At 68.2% G+C, this 1,696-nt stretch carries 2 protein-coding genes; both read left to right on the forward strand.

Annotated features, from left to right (window positions below):
* Nucleotides 1-69 precede the first annotated feature (69 nt).
* On the forward strand, nt 70-981 hold the full coding sequence (locus tag ACWF94_RS40050) for an ABC transporter ATP-binding protein (RefSeq protein WP_453500152.1): 912 nt from the start codon (nt 70-72) through the stop codon (nt 979-981).
* Nucleotides 971-1,696 (forward strand): ABC transporter permease subunit (locus ACWF94_RS40055; RefSeq protein ID WP_453500154.1); only part of this gene is annotated, 726 nt, incomplete at its 3' end. The genes ACWF94_RS40050 and ACWF94_RS40055, both read left to right, overlap by 11 nt.

The following is a 1,696-nucleotide window of genomic DNA, read 5'->3' on the forward strand; positions in this document are numbered from 1 at the left end:
GCAGTGGGCCCGCTCGGCGCGGAGCATCGGACCTGGCGGGCCGGGGCGGCTGCCCAAGAGTATGCGCGTATGGCAGAGGTGACAGATGTGCTTCGGGCAGAGGGCCTGACCAAATTCTACGGAGAGCGGCGCGGACTGGAAGATCTCACCCTGGCGGTACCGCGCGGAGAGGTATTCGGATTCCTCGGCCCGAACGGGGCGGGAAAGACCACAACCATCCGTCTGCTTCTCGACTTCATCCGGCCCACGCGCGGCAGCGTCAGGGTGTTCGGCGTGGACCCGCGGCGGCATCCGGAACATCGCGCCCGGATCGGCTACCTGCCCGGCGAGCTGGCGTTCGACGGCCGCGAGCGCGCGGGTGAACTGCTGCGATTCCTCGGTGACGCGCGGGGCGGGGTGCCCGCCCAGCGGGCCGCCGACCTCGCCGAGCGGCTCGGTCTCGACCTCTCGCGCGGCATCCGGACACTGTCGAAGGGCAACAAACAGAAGGTCGGACTCGTACAGGCGTTCATGCACGACCCCGAGCTGCTGATTCTCGACGAACCCACCAGCGGCCTCGATCCGCTGATGCAGCAGGAGTTCCTGGACATGGTGCGCGAGGCCAGGGCGGCGGGCACGACGGTGTTCATGTCGTCGCACATCCTCGCGGAGGTGCAGCAGGTCGCCGATCGCGCGGGCATCATCCGGGACGGCAGGATCGTCGCCGTCGAGCGTGTCGAGTCCCTGGGCAGGCGGGCCGTCCGCCGGGTCGAGATGCACTTCGCGTCCCCGGTGCTGGCCGAAGGGTTCCGGTCGCTGCCGGCGGTGTCCGCCCTGAATGTCGAGGGGACGGTCCTGACCTGTGTGGTGGACGGCTCCGTCGACCCCCTCATCAAGGCCGCCGCCCGCCACACCGTCGTCGATCTGCTGGTGACCGAACCCGATCTCGAAACGACCTTCCTCAGCCACTACTACGACCAGGAGCCCGAAGGTGCGCAGTAGCCTCACGCGCAAGACACTGCGCGACAATCGCCGGTCGACCCTCGGCTGGCTGGTGGGCGTGGCGGCCTTCCTGACGATCTACACCTCGGCCTACCGTCAGGTCGGCAAGGACGCGGACAGCCGGCGGCAGGCGACGGACGTCATGCCCGAAGGCGTTCGCGACGTACTGGGGTGGCAGGGCTTCGCCGATGGTGCGGGCTATCTGGAAGCGACGGTCTACAGCGTGTTCGTACCGTTCCTCTTCATCATGTTCGCGACCATCCTGGGGGCCCGCGCCATCGCGGGTCCCGAGGAGTCGGGGACGCTGGAACTGCTTCTCGCCAATCCGGTGAGCAGGCGTTCGTTCGTCCTCCAGCGCTTCACTGCCCTGGTGCTGGCGGTGGTCCTGGTGAGTCTGGTGCCCCTGGCACTGATGCCGCTGTTCGACAAGGGCTTCGACATGGGCGTCGGAGCGGCGAAGGTCACGGCCGCCTCGGTGGGCCTGATGCTGCTGGCGCTCCTGTTCGGCACGCTGGCGCTGACGGTCGGGGCGGCGACGGGGCGGCGCGGCATCGTCTTCGCGGTGGCCGGTGTCATGGCGGTCGGCGGCTATCTGGCCAGGACCTTGGGCAATCTGTTCGACGCTCTCCAGCCCATGCGATGGTTCTCGCCCTTTCAGTACTACCTCGGCGGAGATCCCCTGAGGAAGGGCTTCGATGTCGGATACCTTCTGGTC

The sequence above is a fragment of the Streptomyces sp. NPDC055078 genome (genome assembly GCF_053607985.1).